The organism is Desulfobacula sp., assembly GCF_030145145.1.
Taxonomy (GTDB): Bacteria; Desulfobacterota; Desulfobacteria; order Desulfobacterales; family Desulfobacteraceae; genus Desulfobacula.
In genome coordinates this window covers 26,117-50,882 of sequence record NZ_JAQYWD010000038.1, presented here as the reverse complement: position 1 = coordinate 50,882, position 24,766 = coordinate 26,117, and the positions used below count along the sequence as shown (strand labels likewise).

Genomic DNA, 24,766 nt, shown 5'->3' with positions numbered 1-24,766 from the left:
TTATCTCTATCATGAAAAAAAGGCTCTACCCTTCCAAAAGACCCTATAAAGCATCAGGAAAAAAACCGGACATAAAACCGATGCAGCCGGGATCTGAAAGATCCCTGCGGCATGTGTTCGGAAAGATAGGGGTGCCGGATCAAAAGCAGTTTACCCCTGACCCGTTTCAAGTTCAAGCCATTGAAGCCATAGAAACATCCGATTGTCTGGTCACAGCGCCCACCGGTGCCGGGAAAACCTGGATCGCTGAACAGGTGGCGCAAAAAGTCATACAACGGAAAGGGAAAGTGTGGTATGCCACGCCTTTAAAGGCGTTGACCAATTCCATCCATGCCCAGTTTTCAACGCTTTTCGGCAAAGAAAATGTCGGCATTCTCACCGGTGATATTAAAGAAAATCCAGACGCCGCAATTGTTATCGGTACAACGGAAATCCTGAGGAATCAACTCTATGATGCCATGGATACCGGAGAAAATTTAACCTGTGAACTGATTATTCTGGATGAAGCCCACTTTTTAGGCGATGAACAGCGAGGGGTGGTCTGGGAAGAAATCATGATTTACCTGCCGGTTCGAATCCCTTTGTTATTACTCTCCGCAACCATTGGAAACCCTTTTCAAATCGCAAAATGGCTGGAATCCATCCGGGGCAAACGATGCCATGTCATCCAGAAAAATGACCGGCCGGTGCCCCTTTTTCCTCTTTTTTTACACCCGTCCGGAACCCTTTTCCCCTTGATGCAATCCCAGGGTCCGGGCCAGCAGCAAACCCTTCATAAAAAAGTGTTTAAATTTAATACAGCTAAACGAAGACCCCAGATGGCGCCTGCCGGGAAACTTCCCCCATTTGGAGATATCCTGCATATTCTGGATCGATACCATTTGTTGCCGGCCATCTTTTTTTTGAAATCAAGGGCAGAATGTGATCAGGCCATTAAGCTGTGTAATTCAGACCTATTATCCAAACACCCTGAACGAGAAGACGCATTGCGCCACAGACTTGATGAGCTGGTATCCGGCAATCCTCATCTGGAACACCACAGACAGCGCCCCTTTCTTGAACAGACCGCCACGGCAGCCCACCACAGCGGTCATCTGCCGGCATGGAAGGTGGTGGTTGAAACCCTTATGGCAGAAGGATTGCTGGATGCCATGTTTGCAACCTCCACTGTGGCGGCAGGGGTTAATTTCCCGGCACGGTCCGTGGTCATCCTGAACTCTGACCGGTTTAACGGGGTTGAATTCATGTCGCTGACCCCCAGTGAATTTCAACAAATGTCCGGCAGGGCCGGGCGACGGGGCATGGATAACATTGGATTCGCCATTCTGTTGCCGGGTAAATTCATGGACTTAGCGTATGTCTCAGAATTGATCAACTCTCCCCCCTTAGACATAGAAAGCCAGATCACCATCAATTTTTCCATGGTATTAAACCTGTTGCTCTCCCATACACCGGATCAGATAAAAATAGTGCTGGAAAAATCCTTTGCCTCCCATTTGATCCTGTCCGGAAAGAAAAGAGGCAAAACCGCCCGGAAAAAATTTGGCAAGGACCTGGAACTGCTCTGGCTGGATTTTTTAGACCACATGGCGTTCCTGACCGCTGAAAATTTTGTTACCAAGGAGGGAAAACTTACCCAGGATGGTCTCTGGGCGTCTAAATTGAGAATGGATGCCCCCCTGCTGGTGGCCCAGGGCATACGGAAAAAATGCCTGCCCCAGACCGACCCGGCTTTATTGGCCGCCATTATCAGCGCCTTTGTCAATGAAAAAGAATTCACGGATGACCCGTTATACCATAAGGCCCTTCCCCAACGCCTGAAAGAGGCATTTTTAGGTGCCAGAGAAGACTTAAAACCCTTTGCCATAAAACTGCTGGAGGATGGATTTGATGCCCCCAATCTATTTATTCAACCCAGCCTGCTGCTCTATTTATGGGCCCATGATAAACCCTGGGAAGAACTGGTCAGCCAGTCAGATTTTGCAGAAGGCGATCTTGCCCGATTGATCCTGAGAACCGGTGAAAACTTACGACAGATATCAAAATTGGAAGACACGTTTCCGGGCATTGCCAAAACGGCAAAAGAGGCCATAGATCTCATATTAAAGGAACCGGTGGTCACCTTTTACAAATAGAACCCATTCAACAACTTAATAGATAGGATAGGAGAATGTCTTATGTCAGAAGATACAAAAAAAATAATCTATTCCATGGACAGATTGAGTAAATTCCATGGTCAAAAACAGGTACTCAAAGATATTTCCCTGTCTTATTTTTATGGTGCAAAGATCGGTGTCCTTGGGCTAAACGGTTCCGGTAAAAGCTCATTATTAAGAATCATGGCCGGTGTTGATCCAGAGTTTTCAGGTGAAACCACCCTTGCCAAAGGATTGACCATCGGGTTTCTAGAACAGGAACCCCTTATGGACAGCCAGAAAACCGTCCGGGAAATTGTTGAAGAAGGCGTTAAAGAGACGGTTGAGTTGTTAGCTGCGTATGAAAAAATTTCAGAAGACTTTGCCACGCCCATGTCAGACGATGAAATGGACAAGCTGATTGAAAAACAGGGTAGAATCCAGGAACAGCTGGATCACTTGAATGCCTGGGATCTGGATTCCAAACTAAAAATGGCCATGGATGCCCTGCGGTGTCCGCCGGGAGATACAGTGGTCAATGTGATCTCGGGGGGTGAAAAAAGACGGGTAGCCCTTTGCCGACTTTTACTGCAGAAACCGGATATTCTATTGCTGGATGAGCCCACCAACCATCTGGATGCAGAGTCTGTCGGCTGGCTGGAAGAGCATTTAAGCCGGTATGAAGGAACCGTTATTGCCGTCACCCATGACCGGTATTTCCTGGACAATGTGGCGGGATGGATTCTTGAGCTGGACCGGGGGGAAGGGATTCCCTGGAAAGGCAATTACTCTTCCTGGCTGGAACAGAAACAAAACCGCCTGGCCTATGAACAGAAAACAGAATCCAAACGTCAGCAGACCCTTCAACGGGAGTTGGAATGGATCCGCATGTCCCCCAAAGGCAAACGGTCCAAGTCAAAGGCCAGGATCAAAGCCTATGAAGACCTTTTGAAAAAAGATGTCAAACAACAGGAAGCGGATCTGGAAATCTTTATTCCACCCGGGCCAAGACTTGGCGAAAAAGTCATTGTGGCCAACGATGTTTCCAAAGCCTTTGACAACAAGCTCCTGGTGGAAAACATGACCTTTGTCATCCCTCCCGGCGCTATCATCGGGGTTGTCGGACCCAATGGGGCCGGCAAAACAACGCTTTTCAACATGATCACAGCCCGGGAAACACCCGACTCCGGCACCATTGAACTGGGCCAGAGCGTCAAACTGGCCTATGTAGATCAGGAACGGGATACCCTTGATCCTGAACGAACCATTTTTGAAGTAATCTCCGATGGAAACGAGAAGCTGTTCATTGGTGGCAGGGAAATCAACGCCCGGGCCTATGTGGCAAAATTTAATTTCTCCGGTTCTGACCAGCAAAAAAAGGTCAAAAATATCTCCGGTGGAGAAAGAAACCGGGTGCATCTGGCCACCTTGCTAAAGCTGGAAGCCAATGTTCTATTGTTGGATGAGCCCACCAATGATCTGGATGTCAACACACTTCGGGCTTTGGAAGAAGCCCTGGAAAACTTTGCCGGCTGTGCTGTCATTATCAGCCATGACCGGTGGTTTTTAGACCGGATTGCCACCCATATCCTGGCCTTTGAAGGCGATAGCCAAGTCCTGTTTTTTGAAGGGTCTTATTCCGATTATGAACGAGATCGGAAAAAACGACTGGGCATAAAAGCAGATCAGCCCACCCGGATAAAATACCGCCAGCTCACCCGGTAATGGGTTTCATTTGAAATCGGTCTCCAAGAACAAAGGGATTGCACACATCCATATGGCTGTTCTCCTGTTCGGGTGTGCCGGTCTGTTCGGAAAGGTTTTATCGTGCAGTCCGTTTTATATTGTCCTGGGCAGGACCTTTTTTGGGTCCATTGCTTTGTTTGTGTATGCACGATGGTTTTCAAAAACCGTATTGTTTGCCTTCGGGAAAAAAGAATATTTGCTGTTTATCCTCCAGGGCATCCTTCTGGCCGTTCACTGGTGGAGTTTTTTTCTTTCCATTCAGATGTCGAGTGCGGCCGTGGGCCTGGTCACCTTTTCCACCTTTCCGTTGTTTGTAACTTTTTTAGAACCCCTGGTGTTCAAAGAAGAATTGAAAGCCAAGGACATCTTTATGGCCGGTGCCGTGTTTATCGGTATTCTGCTGGTGATCCCGGAGTTTGATCTGTCAAACACCATCACCAAAGGGGCATTTTCCGGCATCCTGTCAGGATTCACCTTTGCTCTTTTGACCCTTGTCAACAGGAGAAACGCAAGGATTTCCGATGCCATTGCCGTGGCATTTTATCAGAACCTTTTTGCAGCCCTCTTTTTAGTGTTGCCCATCCTGACCCTGCCCATGACCTCCCCGCAACTGACCGACCTGCCCTATCTCCTCTTTTTAGGCGTATTCTGCACAGCCCTTGCCCATACGCTGTTCATTTCTTCCCTGACCGCTATACGGGCCCAGACCGCCGCCGTCATTGCCGGGCTTGAACCGGTTTACGGGATTCTTCTGGCCTTTATCTGCCTCAATGAAATGCCGGGCATCAGAACCCTTGTCGGCGGGGTGATCATCATTGGTACGACCCTTGTGGCCAGCCGCAAATAAAATCAAATATTTTGCACTTGACAATCACCACCCGTATACAATAGGTATCTAAAAAACTATTAAAAGCGGGTATCATGACGGACAACGAATTAAAGAAAAAAGTTTATAACTCCCTTCGCCTTGACATTGTATCAGGCAAACTGCCAGCCGGGACAAACATAACAGAAACAACGATTGCCGACACGCTCAATGTCAGCTGCGAACCGGTAAGATACGCATTGCAGAAACTTTCCCAGGAAAGACTGTTACGCTCAATCCCCCAGGTCGGGTACAGGGTGGAAGATCTATCCGATAATGAAATCCAGGATCTGTTTACCACACGGTCGGAAATTGAACAGATTGCCATTCAACGGGCAATTGAACATATCACCGTTGAAGAGTTACAGAACTTGCGTGACAATATAGAGGAAACAAAAGCCGCCATCAAGTCCGGGGAACCGTCTAAAACAACCGACCTTGACATTGCGTTTCATTCCATTATCTATCGAGCCACAAGGAGCGAGGCCCTTTTTCAGGTATGCAATAATCTAAGTGATTTAATCATTAAATACCGACATGGTTTGAATTTTGTTCCACACTTAATGGATGAGCTGATTGATCAGCATACGATCATCTATCAGGCCCTTCTGTCCAAAGACAGGGAAAAAACCACCCAGGCCATGGAACAACATGCCCAATATACAAAATTCCAACTGATGGCGGTTATGAAAAAGCTGCGGCCCGGCACTGCCTCCCTTTAATACCGTCCCAGGATTCTCAAATTCTCTGATTTCTCCTGGAGTCGTTCCATGACCGGGGCCAGCTCCGGGCTTTCGATATCCGCTTCAAGGTCTGCGTAAAACATGTATTCCCAGGGTTTTCCCAACATGGGCCGGGATTCCAGTTTGACTAGGTTGATCTGATATTCTGAAAACACTTTCATTACTTCAAACAACGCACCGGGTTTGTTGCCCGTGGAAAAAATAATGGAGGTTTTATCCACTTTTTTATGCCCTTTGACCTCTTTGGCAATAATGGCAAACCGGGTGTAATTCCGTGGATTGTCTTCAATGGACTCCTCAAGGATGGTCATTTCAAAAATACTGGCGGCCATGGCGGATCCGATGGCAGCAGCGTATTTGTCTTCTGAGTCTTTGACCTGCCTTACCGCACTGGATGTGGCGGTTACCGGGACCAGTTCAATATCCGGATATTGATCCAGGTAGTTTTTGCATTGGGAAAATGCCGGGGGCGGTGCAAGGATTCTTTTGATGTCCGTCTTTGAAACACCGCCATGGGCAATCAAGGCATGCTGCACCCGTATGGTAATCTCCCCGATGATTTTCAAATTATATTCCTGGAGCAAATCAAAATTCTCATGAATGGACCCGGACAGCGAGTTTTCCAAGGGGATAACACCATACTGGCAATTGCCGCTCTGCACGGCATGGAATATATCCTTAAAGGTTTTCATGGGAACCGGTGTAATCTCTTCTCCGAAATACCCCAGGCTGGCCTTGTGGCTGTAAGCCCCGTATTCCCCTATAAATGCTGCGGTTTTAGAGTCTTCCGCTGCCAGGTTATTGATCAGCTCTGATTTTTTCAAATAATCAAAATCCAGCTGTTTGCCCACAACCGGGGCAATCACATAAATATCCCGGGTCAGTTGACCAAATTGTTCAGGGTACAGACTCTGAGGTCCGTCGGAAAGGGCCTGGTCCGGGTTGTTGTGGACCTCGATCATGAGGGCATCCGCTCCTGCTGCCACGGCAGCCCTTGCCATGGGGCTGACTTTTTCCCGGATGCCGGTGGCATGGCTGGGATCAATGATAATGGGCAGATGGGTTAATTTTTTAAGAACCGGGATAGCGGATAAGTCCAGGGTATTTCTCGTATAGGGTTCAAAGGTTCGGATGCCCCTTTCACACAAAATAACATTGCTGTTTCCGCCGGCCATAATATATTCCGCAGACATCAGCCATTCCTCGATGGTGGCAGCCAGTCCCCGCTTCAACACAACCGGTATGTCCATGCGGCCCACACATTTTAACAGTTCAAAATTCTGCATGTTCCGGGCGCCGATCTGGACCACATCCACATACTGCAGCATCAGGTCTGCCTGGGACACGGATGTCATTTCTGTGACCACACCCAGTCCGGTTTTTTCCCTGACATCGGCCAGGATCTTGAGCCCTTCTTCCTCCAGCCCCTGGAAAGAGTATGGTGAAGACCGGGGTTTATAGGCACCCCCACGGAACAGAACCGCCCCGTATTTTTTCACCTCCCGGGCAATGGTCATGGCCTGGTCATGACTTTCCACGGCGCACGGCCCGGCCACAATGACAATCCGATCTCCCCCCACCACGACATTGCCGATCTTCACCCGGGTATCTTCAGATTTGAACTCCCGGCTGGCCAGTTTATAGGCTGTCTTAATGGGAACAGCATCCACCACCCCCTCCATTTGTTTGAACGCCTCCAGGCTTGTCCTGGTTTTACCGATAATGCCGATGACATTTCTGCCGGCATCCATGATTTCCCGGGTGATACACTGTTCATCCGACAGCCGGTTTAAAATGGTGTTCTTCTGGGGCTGACTAATTTTGTTGTCAAGTACAAGAATCATTGATTTTCTCCCTGTTAAATAATTGAACCATTCGGTTTAAAATAAAAAAGGCCCTGGAAAAATTTTCCCAGGGCCTGAAAACTAAAAAAGCCCCGGGTGGCTCAATGTCCACCCGGGGCTCTATTTAACTAAAAAATAAAGCGTCACACCGGATGAACGCTCCTAAAAAAGAAACGTCCAAAAGTAAATATGTTAATGTGTGTCATTTTATTCATTTTTTTATCCATTATTAATCTGAAATATTTTTGTACTCTATAGATCCTTTCCACGCGTGTCAATACTAAAAAAAATAAATAAAACTATTTTGTCCTGTTCAGTTCCAGTACCATTGCGGTTCTTGTGGGCAGGTAAAGACTTAACAGGTTTTTTTTGTCGGATTTTTTTGAATCAAAAAAGGTAAAATGAACCTGATCCTCCTTGAGCCTGCCCTTCCCCCCCACAATAGGGTCATCTGAATTGAAAACCATGCGGTACTCACCCGGAGGCGCTTCAAACATATAATCTGTAAACGACTGGGAGGGATGAAAATTAAACACAAAAATCATGGCATTTCTTTCAAAGGCGATCACTTTGTCATCCTCATGGACATACAAGAGTGTGATCTGGGAGCAGGCAAACAGGTCCCGGGTTTTAACCAGGAGAATCATTCGTTGATCAAATTCATCCAATGCAGAAAAATATAGATCCGGATCATATTTTAACGACCACTGCCGCCGGGCATAGTGATAGGAAAACTGGTTTCTCTTGGACGGGAAATCCACCCATTCCGGGTGCCCGAATTCATTGCCCATGAAATTCAGGTAGCCCGAGTCTGCCGTGGCAATGGTAATCAACCGGATCATCTTATGCAGGGCCACGCCCCGGTCGGTGATCATACCGGCATGGTCTTTTTTCATGGCCGTATAAATGGTGTGGCCCATGAGGTGCATCATCAAGGTTTTATCCCCCACCAGGGCCTGGTCATGGGATTCAGCATAGCTGATGGTCTTTTCTTCACGCCGCTTTGTTGTCAGCTCATGCCAGAGGGTGCCAAGATGCCAGTGTTCATCTTGAACATCTTTTAGCAATTTGATCCAGAAATCGGCAATCCCCATGGCATACCGGTAATCAAACCCAATACCGCCTTTTGACGCGGATGCAGCAAGCCCGGGATATCCGCTGACATCTTCGGCAATGGTAAGCCCCCCCGGTCGGATGTCATGGATCAGACGATTGGCAAGGTATAAATATGACAGGGCGTCCCCATCCACATCATCGCCATAATAATCGGCATAGCAGGTAAAAGACCGTCCCAGCCCATGATCCGCAAAAAGCATGCTGGTGATCCCGTCAAACCTGAATCCGTCAACCTTAAATTCCCAGAGCCAGTATTTCAGGTTAGACAAAAGAAAATTCAGAACCTCGGGCCGATGATAATTAAAACATCTTGAATCCCATTGCCGGTGATACCCTTTGGGACCGTCATGGAAAAACTGGTAGTGTGTCCCGTCAAATTTTGAAATCCCTTCCGTTTCATTGGTGACGGCATGGGAATGAATGATATCCATCAATACCCGTATGCCACTTTTGTGGGCCGTATCAATCAAACTTTTCAGATCTTCCGGGGTTCCAAAACGGGAAGAAGGTGCAAAAAAATTAGACACATGATACCCAAAGGACGCATAATAGGGATGTTCCTGTATGGCCATCAGTTGAATCGTATTATACCCGGCATGGATTATTTTCGGCAGGATATGACGTTCAAACTCTTTATAGGTTCCGACCCTGCCCTCCTCCAATGCCATCCCCACGTGGGTTTCATAGATCAACAACGGCTCTTTAGGCGGCGAAAATCGTTCAATTTCCCATTCATAGGGCTTTTCCGGGTGCCAGACCTGGGCGCTGAAAATGAGGGTATGGGGATCTTGAACCACCCGGGTGGCAGCGGTTGGAATACGATCCCCTTCCCCCCCCGGCCAGGCAAGCCTCAGTTTAAAAAGATCTTTATGCGCAAAGGTCTCTTTGGGAAACCGGCCTTCAAACACATGATTCACTTTTCTTTCAAGGGCAAATGCGTCCTGTTTCTGCCAGGCGGTTCTGTCACACAGGATAAACATCTCACTGGCGTTGGGGGCCCATTCCCTGAACACCCAGGAATCTGCTTCAAAATGGAGACCGAACCGCTCATGATAATTCGCAAAAGACGATAATGTGCCCCTGTCGCCCTGTTTCAGTTTTTCTTCAAGGGCAATGGCACGGCATCGCCTTTTTGCAATAACCTCTGCATAGGGCAGCAGACCGGGATCATTGAAGATTCCCGGATCAGACAATAAAGGGTCGTTTAAGCATTTTTTCATATAAATTTATATACGCTTGTGCACATCTGCTATGGTTAAATTCCAGAACACTCTCAATCATAATCCGTTTAATTTGAATTTCCTTGATATCCGGGTCAAGGAAATGAAACTCCATGGCCCTGTCCAGGGCCCATTTGAACCCATTGGCATCATGGACATTGAATAAAAACCCGTTCCCGGTATTATTTTCAGGGTTTAGTTGGCGGATGGTATCATGCAATCCCCCGGTATCATGAACAATAGGTAAGGTGCCGTAGATGCCACCCACCATCTGGGGAAGACCGCAGGGTTCAAAGGATGACGGCATCATCAAAAAATCACTGGCAGCAAAGGCCTGGTGTGACAATTCTTCATTAAATCCGCAAACGGCAACCCGTTTCCCAAGACCGTGAAACCGGACAATATCATGAAAATGTTTCTGGAATTCGCCGCTGGCCACAAAGACAACCTGGAGATTGGCAGCCCAGTATTGGGATACCAGATCGTACAGGATCTCTGCCAGAAGCTGACACCCTTTCTGCACCGGGTCAAGCCGGGACGGCCAGAAAAACAGGGCGGCATTTTCGTCAGGCTCAAGATCCAGTAACTCCTGGAGATATGCTTTATTTTCAGTTTTCAGTCGCCGGTGATTCTTGGGCCCATAGTTATACCGGATCATCTCATCCACAGCCGGATTGAATTCCGGCTCCGGGGCATTCAAGATCCCCGTGGCACAACCGGCATGATATTTATGGGTCAATTCATTTTTCAAACAATTTTCAACAAACGGATGACGGTTTTCCACAATCTCCGTTAAAAACGTCGGACTCACTGTATTCACATAATGGGCGGAAAATACGCCGGAGGTTAGAAAATCCACCCGGTTCCAGTCCCGGCTTTCTTCATAATTCTGGGGGGGGATTTTCAAAAACAGCCATTGCCAGAAGGATGCGGCATCAATGCCCCGGTCCTCAATTTCCGCCATGGTGGAGGTCATGGTATGGATATTGTGAATCGTAAACAGGCAGGGGATTTCCATCTGTCTGGCCATGGCCGGTATTAAACCGGTCATCCAGTCATTGCAGTGAATGATGTCCGGATTCACCCGGGGGATGATATTGTTAATGACTTCCCGTTGAAAGGCCAGGGAAACCTTGAGGTCTTTGTCCGAATACCCTGAATAGACATTATCCAGGTAATAAAACGCCCGGTCCGCAGCCAGGTGGATCCGTTCCTCATCCAATCGTTTTCGAATTTTTTCAAGTTCCCTGTTGTGGGTACTTGTGGTGTACCCATTAAAAAGGGAGCGATAATCCGGCAGGGCCACATGGACATCACAGCCAAAATCAAACAATGCACTGATCAGGGCAGCCGACACATCGGCAAGGCCGCCGGCCTTGGCAGAATAGTGGGACTGCTTCCCCATATCCTCTGGAAGATAGGTCACTTCCGGTGTCACAATCAGTATTCTTGGTTTTTTTATCATTTTCTTTTTCATAGGATCGATCCGCGATTACAATGGAACAACAACAAAATGGAAGCGTGATGTTCAATACGCTTCCTGGGCCCAGGTAATAAGGTGAGGGGTATTACTCAAGACCTCATCTCCCTTGGGAATCACCCGGGCTGTCACCCCGAACCGACCTGAATCCGAGCAGGTGATCGTACAGGCATAAATGTGCGTACCCGGTGCCGTGGTTTCCTGCAGCCACATGATTTCCGACCGGCTTCCCTCAAGGAGTTCTGTTGATCTTAGTTTGCCGTGATACACCTGAACCTCAACTTCTTCCGGGGTCAGTTCACCCAGAAAGACCTCAAGGGTAATCCGGAAGGTATCCCCCACCGTAAAATCAATCCCTTTGGTCAATTTCGGTTTTGATAATCGAATACTGCTCCACAAGGCTATCAATCGGGACTGTTTCACGGCAAGTGCTTTGGCTTTCCCGGCCCCATCATCGGTTAATGTCTTAAAATTTCTGGCTGCCGGCATATAAAATCTTTCCGAATACTCCCGGACCATCCGGTCACTGGAAAAATCATGGATCGCCATTTTCATGGCATTCTTCATCATTGTTATCCATTTTAACGGTGGGTTGCCTCTCTGCCGGTCATAAAACAGAGGAATGACTTCATTTTCAAGGACATTGAACAAGGCCTGGCTTTCAACTTCATCCTGATAATCATGATTATCATAAAGATCTCCGTTTCCAATGCGCCATCCCCTATCCTCCCGGAAGCCTTCGCACCACCATCCATCCAGGATGGACAGATTTAATCCGCCATTGGCAGATGCCTTCATACCTGACGTACCGCAGGCCTCATTGGGTCTTCGGGGGGTATTGAGCCATACATCACATCCCTGGACCATATACCTTGCTATATTGATATCATAATTTTCCAGAAAGACCACCCGACGTCTGACCTCAGGTATCCTGGCAAATTCAACTATCTGTTTAATGATATCTTTACCATCGCCGTCATTGGGATGGGCTTTTCCGGCAAACACCAGCTGGATGGGCCTGTCCTCATCGGTGATGAGTCTTGTCAACCGGGGAATATTTTTCAACAGGAGACCCGCCCGTTTGTACGTGGCAAACCGCCGGGCAAAACAGATGGTCAGCACCCGGTGATCCATTGCACTGGCAATGTCATCCAGCTCATGCCGGGGGGCATTCCGCCTTTCATACTGGGCCAGTAACAACTGCCGGCATTTTCTTGTCAAATTAGACCGGTCCAGTTCATGGACATGCCATAGATCGGCATCTTCAATATTGTCTATTCTCGAAATCATGGTGGCGTTGGACAGTCTGTTGGACCAGTCTGCGGACAGATACCGTTCAAGTAAGGCACTTTTATGCTGGGACAGATAAGAACAGATGTGGACCCCATTTGTGATATGGGAAATCGGGATTTCTTCTACCTGTCGCCCTGGCCATAAACTCTGCCACATCCTCCGGGACACCTGGCCGTGAAGACGGCTGACACCATTAATATAACCTGAAAAATGAGCCCCGAAAATAAACATGGAGAATTTGTCTGCATTCACCATATCCCTGGGCTCTCCCCAGGAGAGCAGTTCCTCTTTGGAAACAGCAAATTTATCCGCATAAGATTTGATATAGGGACGGACCAATTCTTTTGGGAATTCATCATGACCGGCTGCCACAGGGGTATGGGTGGTAAACACGCAGGTTCTCTGACCAATTTGAAAGGCGCTTTGAAAATCCAGGGTATACTTGTCCATTAAAATAGAAACGCGTTCCAGGCTGGCAAAGGAACAATGCCCTTCATTCATGTGACAGACCTTGGGAAATATATCCATCATTTTCAAGGCTTTGACACCACCAATCCCCAATAATATCTCCTGGGCAACCCTTGTCTCCCCATGGCTGGCATAGAGCCGTGATGTAATGTCCCTGATGGTTTTTGAATTTTCCGGTAAATTTGTATCCAGCAGGAACAGCTTGATTTTGCCCACCTTTAATTGCCATACCCAGGCCTTGATCAGCCCCTGGGGTCCCGGGATCTCTATTTTTATATCAAACCCCGAGGTATCGGTTACCTTTTGAAGCGGGAGGTCAAACACATCATTGATGGGATAGGTTTCCTGCTGCCACCCATTATGATCCAGGAACTGCCGGAAATATCCTTCCCGGAACAACAGGCCGATACCGGTCAAAGGGACGCCTTGGGTAGACGAGGCTTTCAGATGATCCCCCGCCAGAACCCCCAATCCACCGGCAAAAATAGGCAGCGATTCATGAAGGCCGAATTCCATGGAAAAATAGGCAATGGTCTCTTTAGACCCCAGATCAAATTCTTTGACCGGGGACACATAGGAAAACATTCTTTCAAATTTGGCCTTTACCCGTCCAAGATGCCCTAAAAAACTCTCGTCTGTTGCCAGTTCTTCAAATCGTCTCTGGGATATACTAGACAGGAACGCCACAGGATTTTTCCCAACTTTTTCCCATTGTCCGGGATGGATTCTCCGGAACAATTCAATGGCTTCATGATTCCAGCACCACCACAGGTTCCTGGCCAGATAATCCAGAAAGGCCAATGATTCGGGTATGGCAGGATATACTTTATAAATCTGCATCTTTTCCATATACAAACAACGCTCCTAGAACATCTTAACTCAACTTTCGATCTTTATCTATAATGAACGGGGTCAGGCTTTTTTTATGGTGCTTTGTATCACTATTTCATGACCAGACGGGTAAAAAGTGCCATAAAGAAAGCCTGACCCCATATAAAAATAGACGACTCCAAAAGTTGAGTCCTTAATTTAATAACTTGTGCATGACCCTGGCAACCTCGCTTGATCCCCAGGCCTGGGCATCACACCCCCTTGGCGTATGCGGAAAATCGCCGTCAAGGATTTCAGGAATATGTCCAGCAGCCCCTTTTCTCATTAACGCCATCACACTGCCCAGCCATGCCAGGCCCGTGGGACGACTCTTTTTACCGAATGCAGCTGTCCAGGCTTCACAAAATACTGGAAACTGCCAGGTCCAGGCGGTGCCATTATGATAGGCTGGTTTTCGTGCGGTATCTTCGTCCCCTTTGTATTCCCCGGAATAGGGGAAATGGGGATCCTTTAACCGTTTTCCATGATAAAAAATATGAAGGGGTGATTCAAGCTTTCTTTTGGCCAGGCTCCTGATGGCACCGGGCACCAGCAATTCCTGGCATGTTTCAACACATTTTCGGACAACCTGTTTGTTTTCTATCACACCAAGGGTAAATAAAAACAACTGATTGGGCCTTAAGGCATCGTCTGGCGCGGCAGTTTTTGCCCCCCCGGGACCATCTGAATGGAGACAATCTGAAAAAAAACCAGCCGTGTCAAGGTAAAAAAGATCCAGGACAGACGTTTGAACCTGCCGGGCTTTTGTGAGCCAGTCTGATGCATGGTCACCATCAATGGCGGCCAGCAGGACCAGTGCATTATACCATAAAGCCTGAATCTCAACAGGATACCCCTGACGGGGAGACCCTGCCGGAAAGTTGGTATCCATCCACGTAAAATGAGAAGGGGAATACAGCAACTGGGTTTCAGGATCGACAATCACCCCTGTTGGGGTGCCTTTTATCAGGGAATGGGCAATGGACAAAAGAATATCTTTAACCGTCCGATGATCCAGCACCTCGTTTAAAAAATCTTTGCTTTTCTCTTGTTCAATGAGGTCCTTGCAGCAGGCAAAGAACCATAATGGGGCATCTGATGTCTCTCTATTTTGTGCATCCTCACCGCAGATCATATTGGGCAGGGTGCCATTGCTTTCAAATCTGCCAAACAATCGCAATATGGATTTTGCATCGGAAAACCGACCCAGCTCAATCAGGCTTCGACAGAATATCAGGCTGTCTCTTCCCCAGTCAAGAAACCAGGGGTATCCGGCGATGACACTTTTATCCGTGCCGCGATCCACGAGAAAGGCATCAAGACTTTTGTATACGGCCTCTGAAAATGCCATCCCCGTTACAAAGGGTTTTGATTCAGACTGCAGGGCCTGGTTGGTCAAGTCGATGGTTGAATCCATGGTCTCCAGGACCGCTGCATCAATGGCCACCGTATCCCCCCCCAGGCAGGAAACCGTAAAATACCCCGGGCTGAAAAGATCCGATTCCGGATCAAGCCCTCTTTGGACCTCCAGAGAACGGTGGGTCATGTAGTGCCATTCAGGCTCATGAACAAAGTCCCCCCGGGAGAGGACCATTCGCAGGTTGTTCCCCCGGGAAAGGGAAAAAACGAATCCATTGTTAACCAGTGTGATGGCCTTTGGCCATTCTGTTTCGGGTCCCTTGAACGCTTTAACGGTTTCATGAAAGCTTCTGTCTTCAATATCCGGCCGGATAATCAGGGTCACCCCTTTATCATCCTCCAGAAAGGCAGGATTATTATCCGGTGCTGCAACCCTCAAAAGCGTCAGGCGGACATGATTTTCCTGGGAATCAATGGCAAGATACAGCTCCAAAGCATAATATTTCCCTTCCGAGGTGGGCACATGAAACCGCCATTTCCCGCCATGATCATAGGAAAATGTGACCTTTTCAAGGCAATCCGGTGCCAGTTCCCTGGAATATCCCTGGAAAACCGCCCATATTCTGCATCTTGACAGCACCATCCACCGGTTCTCCGGGGTGGTATTGTCCATATTGGCCCCCAAAAGGGCATCATACCGGCTGTCAAGCCGGCCCCACCAGGCAGCAGCTCTGAGCATGCCCCCTTTTTTGGTTGTGGCCAATAGTTTTAAAAAAGGGGTTTTGACGATCTCCTTTCGCGTAAAGGAAGAACTCATATATAAGGTCTCAAAAGGAGCAAGGTATAGCAAAGATATTTTTTCAATCCGTGTGCCGGTAATTTCAAATACCCGCAGACGTAAGGTGTATTCTTTATGTTGTCGTTTTATGACCTTTGGGAAGAACAGGGCGAAAAACCCCTTTCGGTCCCGGGTTGGAATCCCTTCTTCATATCCCAGGGATGTTTTAACCGGTGTTTTTTCATCAAAAATTTCTGCCCGGAACCCACTCGGGCATTTCACCAATAAAAAGAACCCCGGCGGGATCATCAATTGCCGTTTCAAATCTTTTTCCCAATCAAAAACAATCACCCGGCTCTCTTTTGACACGGTGTTAAACGAACGAATAAATTCAACCGGATCAAGGGCAAAATCCCAGGCCGCCTGTTCACTATCAAGGCGGTTTATATTTCGGTATCCGTTGAACGCGGTATGAATCGCCAGCACTTTTGTCTTTAGTTTCTGCAAATAGACCCTGTCAGGAATCCGGGGTTGCCGACGCGGGTTCCGGTCCGGGCGGAGGATATCATCGGGATCAGGTGACAGTGCCAATGCCTCTCCCGGTGAAAGTCGCATGACACTATACCCGTCGACACTATCGATTTTCACCGTTGCACCGGTAATCAGGTCATACAATACCGTTCCCGGCATATCTGCATCTGCTCCCGGCCAGGATGCCTCATTGGGGGTTTCACAATCCAGGTTAATTAAAACCAGCAGTTTTTTATCCTGCTGTTCATTGTGCCGCAGCAGTACCAGGCATTCGGATGGATTTTGCTGAATCAGCGACAGCCGGGTCTGTCCAAAATAAGTTGGATGATGGGTTAATATCCGGTTCAATGTTGCAATATGATCCACCTGGTTGGTTTTATTTCCCCAGTTAAGACTGTTTGATTCATGAACATCAATTTTTTGCGTGGCAAACCATTCGACGCCATTGACAAAGCCGAATCCCCCGCACACTGAAAAAAGCGCGCACAGAGAGGTTCTCATTCGTGCATACCGCGTTGAAACAGATGCCAGGCGGTTGTTGTCATGGGTTTCTGCAAAATGAATCATATGGCCGCAGGTGTTTGATATCTCATAAGCCATTGGCAGGTAATCGGAGATTTCCTGCCGTGTATAATTCTGGAACAACTCAGAATATGCAAAATTAAAATTCGCCCGGCCCAAAATTCCCCGGGTGGTGGCAATGGGCCCCCCAAGTCCCTCCAGAAAAAAAAGCGTTTCCGGATATTCCCCCCGGACTTTGGCAACAATATATTCCCAGGCCTTCACCGGAATCATATAGCCGGCATCACACCTGAATCCGTCCACCCCTCGATGACACCACAGCAAAAAGACATCTGCCATATATGTCCACAGATCAATGTTTGAATAATCCAGTTTTGTTAAATCCGCCCATACAACGCCCCAGGCACCCGGGGCCTCTATTCTCCCATCGTCTCCCCTGACCAGCCATTCCGGGTGAGACTCATGGATGGACGCAGCCCATCCGGTATGATTAATGGCAATATCCATGAACAGGTACCCATTATAAAAATGAACCCTGTCCACCAGTTCCATAAACTGTTCAAGGGGAGTCGCGGAAGAATCAAACTCTGCCAGGGCCGGATCAACCTCTGTAAAATTCAAGGCAGCATACGGACTGCCGAAACGACCCATCCGGGCGTAGGTAGTGGGAGTGGGGTGGATGGGCAGCAGATGGAGAACCCGACATCCGAGACGGGAAAAAATAAAGTCCACTTCCTTTATAAGATCCCTGAATTTTCCGGATTCCGGGATGACGGTATACCCGTTTGCATCCAGCCGTTTAATGATGGATGACAGATCCGTATCTTCAGTCACACGGGATTTGGTTCTGCCGAACTGCCTGACAAAGGCATTATAGATAATATTGGCACAACAGGTGCCGGCAGGTGCTACACTAAAGACACAATTCTCCCCCGGCGGCCAGACCGGTTTTGCGCTTTTCTCCGGTCGAAAAAAACATTTTGCCTGAAAAAATCCGGTCTGGTGCAATGGCAGGACAATGGTATACGCCAGATCGTTTTCCGCCTCCATCTGGATATCATACCAGGCTTCATCCAGTTTGATTTCATTTTTTTCCACCCGGTTGATGATTTCTTTTCTGGCAATGGCCGCCGATCCCAGGTTGGTTCTCACCCATGCGGTCCCTTTGACCCGGGTTGACAACGTCAGATTAAAGACAACACAATCCCCGCAATACATGACCCGGGATTCCCCTGGTGGCGGGGTCTGTGCGATGCTGAGCTTTGATTCCATGGCTATCTTTTCCATCCGCCAATCAAATGAAGATGCAGATGAAAAATAACCTGCCCCCCCCCTTTTTCAACATTGAATAACAATTTATATCCGGACGTATGGATGCCCTGATCTTTTGCCATGTCTCTGGCAAGCATGAAAAGACCAGAGACAATGGTTTCATCTTCCTCGTGCAGATCATTGATACTTCTGATATGTTTTTTGGGAACGACCAGCAGATGAACCGGTGCTGCCGGATGAATATCTTTAAACACAACAAAATCATTATCTTCATATAAAAATTCAGTAGGGACTTCCCGGTGGACAATTTTACAGAACAGGCAGTCAGTGGTCATTGAAAGCTCCTTTAACCAATCATAATTTATCGATTTCTTCCATCAATCGTTCCATGGCAACAGTGGCCTTTTCCTTGAGGAAAATATCCGTAACAGAAGCCGTATACTCAGACCTGTGGGGATTGATCTCAATGATGACGGCACCATTTGATTTTGCAGCCGACGGAATCATATTTGCCGGTGCCACAGACCCTGTCGTACCAATCAAAAGAAAGCAGTCCGCCTTTTTTGTTTCATTAAACGAATGGGTTCCGGCAGGTTCGGGAATGGCCTCTCCAAAAAAAATCACATCCGGTTTTAAAATCCCGTCGCATGTTATACACCTTGGGGGCAGAATTGCCAGGTCAATTTCAGAAATGGGATACTTTGCCTGGCAATCAAGGCAAACCAGGCGCTTTAACGAGCCATGAAATTCATGGACGCGCCGACTGCCGGCGTCATGGTGAAGGTTATCCACATTCTGGGTAATCACGGACTGTAATCGGTTGTTGGCCTCAAGTTCCGCCAGAGCATAATGAGCTGCATTGGGTTGAACCCGTCCAAAAAGGGTATAAAAAATTTCCCGGATAATTTCCCAGGACTGCCGGGTATGGGTGTAAAAATACCGGATATCAAAGGTTTCAGGATCATATTTGTTCCAAAGCCCATTTTTCCCCCGGAACGGCGGAATACCACTCTCCACAGAAATGCCTGCCCCTGTAAAAGCGGTACACCGTTTGGCGGACATAATCATTTGTGCCGCTCTGGCATACATAAAAGATCTCTCCTTTATGGTCAACACATATAGGGACCCATAATTCAGGTCAACGCCACGACCTCAAAGGTATTGGTCCATAATTCCGCAATCAGCAGTTTATTGTGAAGGATATCCCCGCGGTTCAAGAGTATTTTAACGCACTCAGATGACTGGATTGCTGCCACAAACATTGCGCAATAAGCGATATTACCCGTCCGTGTTTCAACCCCTTTTGATTGTTCCCGGCTTTTTTTGCCATAGATCAATTCATACCCGAGATCTTCCGGAAAAATACTGGTCACCTGACCGGTCACCCCTGCAATCGCGCCGGACACAATGGGAATGACGGCTTTTTTTGCCGCATCCTGCAGTTTGAATCTTGTATCAATGGAATCCAGGCAGTCCATGACCACATCTGCATCCTTGATCTGTTCATACAGGTTGGATTCATCCAGATACGCCACCTGGTGTGTTACATTCACCTCGGAATTAATAGCGGCCACACGGTTTTTGGCTGCTTCGGCCTTGGGAACCCCTATAAGATGTTCCTGGCTTAACAGCTGGCGGTTTAAATTGCTGACCTCAAATGAATCTCCGTCGATCAGGCTTAGATGGCCCACTCCGACCCTTGCCAGCATCTCACAGACACCGCCGCCAAGTCCCCCTAATCCGATGACAACCACTTTGGATGCCCCCAGCTTTTTTTGTTCCTCCGGGGTAAGGGTATTAAAATTTCTGGCATACCGTCCGTCAAGCGGTGAAGTTCCCATGATCTATCCGCCTCCAACCGGTGGAAAAAGACCCAACCGGTCATTGTGTTTTAATGGATAATTGCGATCCTGCCGCTTCCCGTTGACAAAAATCAGTTTCACCAGCTCCAGCGGGATACCCAGATCCAGAATCAGCATCTCAACAGTAGTTTGTTCCGGGATTTCAAAACTACCACTATTTTTAGGAAGATATTTTGCCAAGGTGACAAACAGCCTGAGATCTATCTTTATCATTATATGTGTTTACACTTTTTGCTTCTGCTGTTATTTAAGATGACACATTATATGGCATAAGTGAATTATTTTGTACATCAATTTAATAAAAAAACAAAGAATTATGGACCCGAAAAAAAAAGAAACCCTTACCTTGGACAAATTGTCCCAGAACCTGGCAACCTTTGCCATTGACAGGACCGATATGAAAGAACTCATCGCTGCCATACCTGAAACCAGCGATTTAAACCTGACAACTCTGGAATATGAACTTCAGCTGTTGAAAATCTTGAGTGTTGGCTGGTCAATTTCCTTTTTCATGTCACCGACAGACAAACACAAAGGGCCTTTAGCAGAAGCCTTCTGGGAATATATCAGGGAAATATCCCGCAACATCTCAACCCTTACCCAAACCACCACCGGCCAAAACATTGATTACTTTGAAATCTTAAAAGACCGATTAAATACCTACTTGAAAATGATGCAGGAAAACCCTGAAGAAGCCCAGAATCCAGCCAATATAATGGGACCGGCCTTTGCATTTACCTGTAAGTGTAAAAACGATCCCATGGCCATTTTAACCGGGACCAAAATGTTTACCCTGACCTTGGGCGCCGTTAAATCATATTTAAACGCGGTGGAAATTGATGATATCAAACTGAATTGATGTTGGGGTATTTTTCGTGTGCATGCCGCGTGAAACCACAGGTCCCATTACATGACCAAATCAAAATCCGTCACCCTGCCCATTGACAGATCTCCTGTCAGCATCTCCCGTTTCTGTCGGGGCTTACCCCTTCGGTCTTCAATATACACGACGGGATGATCCGTTTTTTGCACCAGGGATTCCTGGGTTTTCAAAAGTCGTTCCACACTGATATAGTGATTTGCAGGATGGATCAATACCATGCCTGACTTTCCCGGGTTAAAAAAAATGAGGTTTTTAGTTGGCAAATAGCCTTTCATATCCGTCTCCCGAAATTATGGAAAATATCGTTTCCGAACAAAACAGACCGCACATCATCCGTTGGAGAGCATTGAGCCTCTCTAGGATAACGGCTGATGGAAATAAAGACCGTCAAAAGCGGTTCCACCGGTCCATGGATTTCCATTCACATCTGTCTTCCCAGCCGTTTCTCCTGTCTTTTTTCTTTCTTCGCTCTTTACCGGCATATTCAGTACCAACGCCTAACGAACGCCTATCCAGAAATGACCGTCTATCGATTACCGATCGTTTTACATATTCTTTTTTTAAAACCATATTGTCATACAGTTCATTATAACAAACGGACATAGTTGAAGCGTTGGTTGGCATCTGATAGATCCTTTATGCTGAATAAAAAAACATGCCATTGACAGTCTGGACGATCACAATACACAAATTAGTACTGGATTTTATTTTTATTGTAAATAGGGGAAAGGACTCATTTTTATCGGGAAAAAATCCTGGTTGGAACCGTTTCCCAAAACCGATGAAGGGGTATTTCCCGAAAGATGGATAGCGGACAGGATGTTATTCTTTCCAGAGATCCAGATCAATCAAGCCGAGCCTGGCAGCATACCGAGCCAGTTCTATCACAGTGCTGATATTGAGTTTTTTAAGGATGTTGGAACGGTGATTGTCCACTGTTTTAGGGCTGATAAACAATTTGTCTGCAATGTTTTGGGAGGACATCCCATTGGCCACCAGGGCCATGACTTCCTGCTCTCTGGCGGTTAATGCATCATAGCCTTTAACCATGTCAACAGGCTTTTTACCCGGCAGCTCAGCCAGTTTTTTTACCACCTGCTGGGATACCGACGTATCCATAAAATAATCCCCTTTTAAGGTTTGCTCAATGCCGGTGATGAGCATATCTGCAGCGGACTCTTTGGTGAGGTAGCCACTGGCACCGGCCTGGAAGGCTTTGACGATATAGTCTACCTTGGAATGCATACTCAACACCAGGATGAGGATATCCGGGGAATCTTTCCGTATATCCCGGATAAGGTCAAACCCGCTGATATCCGGAAGGGAGATATCCACTACGGCCAGATCCGGCCTGAGATTTCTGGCCAAATTGAGACCCTGGCTTGCATTCCCCGCTTCACCAACCACCTCATACCGGCTGTCGCTCTGTATGATGGTTTTAATGCCTTCCCGGAAAAGGGGGTGATCATCAATAATTAAAATTCGCTTTTTTTGATCCATTTTGGTTTATCCTTTAATGGCAGTTTAATGACGATTTGCGTCCCCTTATTCAACTGGGAATGAATTGACATTTGACCTTTAAGCAAATTCGCCCTTTCTCTCATGCTTCGCAGACCCATTCGTTTTTCATTGACAATGGAGCGTTCCCGTTCTTTTACATCAAACCCTTTGCCGTTATCTTCAATTCGAAGGATAACATTCGGGTATGCCCCCACAAGCCGTATGGTCGCTTTATCTGCAGCAGCATGCTTCCGGATATTGTTCAACCCTTCCATCACCAGGCGGTATAAATTAATTTGAGCATCAGGGGTCAGTTTTGATTCATGGATACCCGCAGCCTGAAAATCAACCCGGATATCATTTTTTTCCGCAAACTCTTCGCAAAAGGCATCAAGGGCAGCAACAAGCCCCATATGTTCCAGGCTGGGTGGCCTCAAATCATAAGCAAGATCCCTGACCGCGGTAATGGTTTGATCCAGGAGCCTGGCCGCATCTGCTGATAACGCCTTGATGTCTGATTCAGAAGATGACAGGGCGTTAAACAGCCGGCTGGAATATAGTTTTAATGTGGAAAGATTCTGGGCGATGCTGTCGTGCAGTTCACAGGAAATCATCTGCCGCTCGCTCTCCTGGGCCTGCATCAACCGTTGGGAAAGATCCCGCACAAGATCTTCTGCATGCTTCCGCTCCGTAATATCCGAGATAACCCCCACCAGGCCACTAACCTTACCGGTGGTATCATGAAGACAGGCTTTATCAAAAATAACATCTCTCACCTCTCCACTGGTTCTTTTCAGTTTCCCCTCATAGCGCTGCTTGTCCTTTTTTTTAAAGAGCGCCACATCCTTTTGATGGTAACGGTCAGCAATCTTCTTAGGCTCCATATCATAGACTGTCTTGCCAATGATGTGAGACCGCAACCGGCCGGTTAAATTCTCAAAGGCCCTGTTACATCCCGTGTACCGCCCCTTTGTATCTTTATAAAAAATTGGACTGGAAATTGTCTCCAGCAGGGCATTCAAAAAATCCGTTTGTTCCTTGAGTGCTTTTTCAGCCTTATTCCGTATGGTAATATCTAATACAATGCCCTGGTAATGGGTGATATTGCCTTTTTCGTCTCTGCAGATGTCTGTACGATCACTAATCCATTTTATTTTGCCGTTTCTGGTAACAATACGATAGGGGGAGTGAATAAATCTTTTCCGGTCTTTGTCACGACTGAAATGGGCCACCTCTCCTGCTACAAGCACCAAGTCATCGGGGTGAACAACGGTTGTATAGAGCAGGTTTCCCAGCATAAAATCGTCCGCAGAATACCCCAGTAAATCCATCACATTTTCCGACACAAATTCAACCGGCCATCCTTTTGTATTTTTCCAAAGAAAAACCACGGCCGGGCTTTGCTGAATAATATCATAAGCCGCTTTCAAGCGCTTCTCTGTTTCGAATCGCTGGGTGATATCCATGACCACCATCAGGCATTGTGTTGAATCACCGAATTTATCCGAAACAACCGTGCTTTCCAGGTGCACATGAAATGGTGGACCCCCTTTTTTTTGCAGTTGCAGTTCACAAATCTGTCGTATTTTTGAATCAAAAAGATGTCGCATATGCCGGTAATAGATATCCTGGTCTTTAAACACAATATGGTCTGTCAACGACTGGTTTATCAGGTCATTTCTTTCAATGGACAGCATATGGGCAAAGGTCAGGTTGGCATTTAAGATCACTCCTTTTGAATTGAGCGTGACATAGCCTATCGGTGCAAAATCGTAGAGTTCCGTATAGCTATTTTGGGATTCCATGAGGGCCTGCTGGGAGCGGCGGAGTTCGTCATTTTGCAATTCCAGCTCAATCTGAAATGTCTGGAGTTCATGAATTATTTTAAGCGGATCTTCTAAATCGACCGGTGGTCGGATAAAATTCTTATCTTTTATCCGTGTTCTGGCCTGGCTGCGTAATTGATCAAACTTTTCCCGGATTGATTTGTTTTGTTTCATCCAAACACCCTTTCATCGCTAGGATACCATGCATTTCTTCTTTTTCATCCCTCAGCGCTGCGGTTGACATCTCTTTCAGACCGGGTCTTGCTGTTTTAAGGATGCAGGATCGCTTGCCCCCACCATGAAAAATTGGAAAATGGATTGATTTTACCCCATTATTGCTTATTTTCAAACTATAATTTTTAAAACCAGCAAGTCTCATTATGACTATAACCAAACCGGGTCAGGCTTGTTATCACCATAATGAGAATTGCTGTTTAAAATCAGTCTTATTGA

19 protein-coding genes are annotated in these 24,766 nt (G+C 47.1%); 5 read left to right on the top strand and 14 right to left on the bottom strand.

What is annotated here, in order from left to right:
- The first annotated feature begins 11 nt into the window (after window positions 1-11).
- From Q1Q15_RS19695 to Q1Q15_RS19680, 4 genes are all read left to right on the top strand, one after another.
- Window positions 12-2,135, top strand: coding sequence for a DEAD/DEAH box helicase (locus Q1Q15_RS19695; protein WP_300463892.1), 2,124 nt, complete (start codon window positions 12-14; stop codon window positions 2,133-2,135).
- Window positions 2,136-2,177: 42 nt separating this feature from the next.
- Complete coding sequence (ettA, locus tag Q1Q15_RS19690) at window positions 2,178-3,860, top strand: energy-dependent translational throttle protein EttA (protein ID WP_300463890.1); 1,683 nt, start codon at window positions 2,178-2,180, stop codon at window positions 3,858-3,860.
- Window positions 3,861-3,870: 10 nt separating this feature from the next.
- Window positions 3,871-4,728 carry a DMT family transporter gene (locus Q1Q15_RS19685; protein ID WP_300463888.1) on the top strand — a complete coding sequence of 286 codons (858 nt, stop codon included), beginning with the start codon at window positions 3,871-3,873 and terminating at the stop codon, window positions 4,726-4,728.
- A gap of 74 nt (window positions 4,729-4,802) precedes the next feature.
- Window positions 4,803-5,468, top strand: a complete 666-nt coding sequence (locus Q1Q15_RS19680) for a GntR family transcriptional regulator (RefSeq protein ID WP_300463886.1) — start codon at window positions 4,803-4,805, stop codon at window positions 5,466-5,468.
- On the opposite strand, the gene aroF is transcribed toward Q1Q15_RS19680, so the two are convergent.
- The 9 genes from aroF to Q1Q15_RS19635 form a co-directional block, all read right to left on the bottom strand.
- Window positions 5,465-7,333, bottom strand: a complete 1,869-nt coding sequence (aroF, locus tag Q1Q15_RS19675; RefSeq protein ID WP_300463884.1) for a 3-deoxy-7-phosphoheptulonate synthase — start codon at window positions 7,331-7,333, stop codon at window positions 5,465-5,467. The genes Q1Q15_RS19680 and aroF overlap by 4 nt on opposite strands.
- Window positions 7,334-7,632: 299 nt before the next feature.
- Complete coding sequence (locus tag Q1Q15_RS19670; protein WP_300463882.1) at window positions 7,633-9,669, bottom strand: alpha amylase C-terminal domain-containing protein; 2,037 nt, start codon at window positions 9,667-9,669, stop codon at window positions 7,633-7,635.
- Entirely contained in the window at window positions 9,635-11,134 is a 1,500-nt protein-coding gene (locus Q1Q15_RS19665; protein WP_300463879.1) for a glycogen/starch synthase, read from the bottom strand. The genes Q1Q15_RS19670 and Q1Q15_RS19665 overlap by 35 nt, the downstream gene beginning before the upstream one ends.
- Before the next feature lie 63 nt (window positions 11,135-11,197).
- Window positions 11,198-13,759, bottom strand: a complete 2,562-nt coding sequence (gene glgP, locus Q1Q15_RS19660; RefSeq protein ID WP_300463878.1) for an alpha-glucan family phosphorylase — start codon at window positions 13,757-13,759, stop codon at window positions 11,198-11,200.
- A gap of 175 nt (window positions 13,760-13,934) precedes the next feature.
- Entirely contained in the window at window positions 13,935-18,242 is a 4,308-nt protein-coding gene (locus tag Q1Q15_RS19655) for an amylo-alpha-1,6-glucosidase (RefSeq protein WP_300463876.1), read from the bottom strand.
- Window positions 18,243-18,244: 2 nt separating this feature from the next.
- Window positions 18,245-18,577 carry a histidine triad nucleotide-binding protein gene (locus Q1Q15_RS19650; RefSeq protein ID WP_300463875.1) on the bottom strand — a complete coding sequence of 111 codons (333 nt, stop codon included), beginning with the start codon at window positions 18,575-18,577 and terminating at the stop codon, window positions 18,245-18,247.
- A 19-nt stretch (window positions 18,578-18,596) separates the two neighbouring features.
- Entirely contained in the window at window positions 18,597-19,331 is a 735-nt protein-coding gene (locus tag Q1Q15_RS19645) for an NAD-dependent deacylase (protein ID WP_300463873.1), read from the bottom strand.
- 44 nt (window positions 19,332-19,375) lie between these two features.
- Window positions 19,376-20,083 carry a HesA/MoeB/ThiF family protein gene (locus Q1Q15_RS19640; protein WP_300463871.1) on the bottom strand — a complete coding sequence of 236 codons (708 nt, stop codon included), beginning with the start codon at window positions 20,081-20,083 and terminating at the stop codon, window positions 19,376-19,378.
- A 3-nt stretch (window positions 20,084-20,086) separates the two neighbouring features.
- Window positions 20,087-20,317: a MoaD/ThiS family protein gene (locus Q1Q15_RS19635; RefSeq protein WP_300463870.1), complete on the bottom strand. Its 231-nt coding sequence runs from the start codon at window positions 20,315-20,317 to the stop codon at window positions 20,087-20,089.
- 103 nt (window positions 20,318-20,420) lie between these two features.
- Between Q1Q15_RS19635 and Q1Q15_RS19630 the strand changes: the two genes are divergently transcribed.
- On the top strand, window positions 20,421-20,963 hold the full coding sequence (locus Q1Q15_RS19630; RefSeq protein ID WP_300463868.1) for a hypothetical protein: 543 nt from the start codon (window positions 20,421-20,423) through the stop codon (window positions 20,961-20,963).
- Window positions 20,964-21,010: 47 nt separating this feature from the next.
- Here Q1Q15_RS19630 and Q1Q15_RS19625 read toward each other — a convergent pair whose 3' ends face one another.
- The 5 genes from Q1Q15_RS19625 to Q1Q15_RS19605 form a co-directional block, all read right to left on the bottom strand.
- A complete protein-coding gene (locus Q1Q15_RS19625) occupies window positions 21,011-21,262 on the bottom strand; it encodes a hypothetical protein (protein ID WP_300463867.1) in 252 nt (83 codons plus the stop codon).
- 112 nt (window positions 21,263-21,374) lie between these two features.
- A complete protein-coding gene (locus Q1Q15_RS19620) occupies window positions 21,375-21,611 on the bottom strand; it encodes a hypothetical protein (protein WP_300463865.1) in 237 nt (78 codons plus the stop codon).
- A gap of 198 nt (window positions 21,612-21,809) precedes the next feature.
- Window positions 21,810-22,487: a response regulator transcription factor gene (locus Q1Q15_RS19615; RefSeq protein WP_300463863.1), complete on the bottom strand. Its 678-nt coding sequence runs from the start codon at window positions 22,485-22,487 to the stop codon at window positions 21,810-21,812.
- Window positions 22,463-24,487: a PAS domain S-box protein gene (locus tag Q1Q15_RS19610; RefSeq protein ID WP_300463861.1), complete on the bottom strand. Its 2,025-nt coding sequence runs from the start codon at window positions 24,485-24,487 to the stop codon at window positions 22,463-22,465. Before Q1Q15_RS19610 ends, Q1Q15_RS19615 begins: the two co-directional genes overlap by 25 nt.
- Window positions 24,453-24,692 (bottom strand): hypothetical protein, encoded by a 240-nt coding sequence (locus tag Q1Q15_RS19605; protein WP_300463859.1) that lies wholly within the window; start codon window positions 24,690-24,692, stop codon window positions 24,453-24,455. The genes Q1Q15_RS19610 and Q1Q15_RS19605 overlap by 35 nt, the downstream gene beginning before the upstream one ends.
- Window positions 24,693-24,766: the final 74 nt, after the last annotated feature.